We start from the raw sequence: 2,434 nt of genomic DNA on the forward strand, positions 1-2,434 counted from the left end.
TTTTAATGTGTGAAATAAATTTTTGATAAAATTTGGAGGAACTACTAATGGAATTAGAAAATAATCCAGTTACTAAGCGTTTAATTGAAAAAACTGAACGAGAATTAAATCATTTTTTAGATGATTTAGCTACACAATCAATAAACAAAATGTCTTCTTTATTTGCTGGATCTGGTGTATCCCGAAATTCTGGACATTCGACTTGGGGATATTTATTTGAATCTTTAGCCGCCGAATTAGAAATAAAACTTACAGAAAATACAGATTTATATAAAGTCGCGCAATATTATGCTAATAAATATACAGAGCCGCAATTAAGAAAAAAAATTAATGAGCAGATCAATAAATTCAAACCTGGAAATGAAATTTTAAGTGAATTAATTGATGTGAATTTCAATAATATTTGGACAACGAATTATGATCCTTTAATTGAACAAGAATTGGATCGTCGATTTATTCCTCGTAATGTTATACATAATGAAAAAAACTTAGTCAATATTGATCGAAACGAAAAAGTGAATGTTTATAAGCTTAATGGTGATATTTCTGACTTAGAAAAAATGATATTAACTAAGAAGGACTATGATCACTATTCAAATAGTCATACTTTATTTTTAACATTTTTGAAAAAAGAATTAATTTCAAATACTTTTCTTTTTGTTGGTTATAGCTTTACAGATTCCCTTGTTCTCGATTGCCTTAGTTCAATAAATCATTTACTTGGAGGAGTAGGAAATACGCATTATGCCATCATGCTAGTAAATCAAGAAACAACGATTGAATTTGAGCATATGGTAGACGATCTCAAACAAAGATATAATATTCAAGCTATTTGCATAACAAAAGATAGTATCATTCCTCTTTTAAAAAAATTAAATGCTAGAATTAGGGAAAAAAAGGTTTTTATATCTGGTGCATATGACAAAGTCAAAAATGAGGTAGTGACCCAATCAGATCAATTATCGCAAGCTTTGGTTACTTCATTACTTGGAAAAGATTATAGAATATCTACAGGAGTAGGAAAACGGTTAGGCACTCTAATCACTGGATACTCTTATCAATATTTGGCGGAAAAAGGTTTTCAAAATAAGGAGAAATATCTTTCAATGAGACCTTTTCCTTTTCATAAAGATCTTTCACAAGAGAAAAAACAAGAATATAGAATCAGCATGTTACATGATTGTAGTGCCGCTATCTTCTTATTTGGTCAAAGCAAGAAAACTACAGAACAAGGTTCTATTGAAAAAACAGGACATTACAGTGAAGGTGTTTATCAGGAATTTTTACTTGCAAAAGAACGCAATATGACGATTATTCCTGTTGGAAGTACTGGATACGAAGCAGAAGTGATTTGGAAAGAAGTTAAGAAGAATATTAATGAATTTCCTTATCTTTCACAAACAATAAATGAACTAATGACAGAGAAAGATCCTGAAAAAATAGCCAATATTATTTTACACATCCTTAACGAGGTTGCCGAGAACAAACGTGCTAACTAATAATAAGAAAAGGCTCTCGATCATTAGTATGTCTCTTAAGTCTACTTCTAGTGAAAGTTTTGTTTCGTTAAATAACTTTTTGAACCCAGCTGTATAATAAGCAGGGGCGTTACTTAAATCGTAATTACATTCTATATAAGAACAGCCAGCATATAGTAAAGCTATTCGAGAATTGAAGTTTTTTTCATCTAATTCCAAATAAGATCGGAGTAAGATTAAAATATAAGGATCACATTCTCTTTTTTTCATCCTTTTCTCTAAAGCATGAAAGTTGCGACTTTCATGCTTGCTCAAATCATCCGAAAGAAATTTACAAATAATATGGTTGCAGGTTGAACGAACATCAATAGAGGGAGTAATTTCTTTATAAACTAAATTTTTTAACCAATCGTATTTTGGAGGAATTTCACTTGCAGAAAGATTAAAGAATAGAGGAAAAACATGCATATTACCTTTTAAATATTGTTCATACATTAAATCGATTTCTTCATTGGCACAATAAGACTGAATCGAATTCGGACTTAAAATTATGATTCCATATGAAGATGCTTCGACTCCTTCCACAAAATTTTTATAATTGCGTTCGTCACCTAGAAGCATCTGATCTCGATCATACCATACAGGAATTCGGTAATTTCTAATATGGTATAGGATGGCTTCTACTATATTATGGCGATCCTTGCTTGAAAAACAAAAAAATATCATAAATTTCTCCTTTTGCTATGTAATCATGGAATTTAATTTATTTCACACATTAAAAGACCTCCAAATAATTCATAGTTATTTGGAGGTCTCTAATCGATTTCTAGGATTGAATTTTGTTAATACAGCGCGCTTTCTTTTGACGGATACCTCTGTATAAATCTCGGTTGTACTCACACTAGAATCTGTATCTTATACACATCTGAAGCTGCCGACGAACTACCTCATGCATA

At 30.6% G+C, this 2,434-nt stretch carries 2 protein-coding genes; one reads left to right on the top strand and one right to left on the bottom strand.

What is annotated here, in order from left to right; all coding sequences use genetic code 11:
- Positions 1-47: 47 nt before the first annotated feature.
- Positions 48-1,499: an SIR2 family protein gene (locus PTI45_RS22890; protein WP_069329911.1), complete on the top strand. Its 1,452-nt coding sequence runs from the start codon at positions 48-50 to the stop codon at positions 1,497-1,499.
- On the opposite strand, the gene PTI45_RS22895 is transcribed toward PTI45_RS22890, so the two are convergent.
- Positions 1,455-2,204 (bottom strand): toll/interleukin-1 receptor domain-containing protein, encoded by a 750-nt coding sequence (locus PTI45_RS22895; protein ID WP_069329912.1) that lies wholly within the window; start codon positions 2,202-2,204, stop codon positions 1,455-1,457. The genes PTI45_RS22890 and PTI45_RS22895 overlap by 45 nt on opposite strands.
- Positions 2,205-2,434 lie beyond the last annotated feature (230 nt).

Origin of the sequence: Paenibacillus nuruki (assembly GCF_001721045.1) — a bacterium.
Classification (GTDB): Bacteria; Bacillota; Bacilli; order Paenibacillales; family Paenibacillaceae; genus Saccharibacillus; species Saccharibacillus nuruki.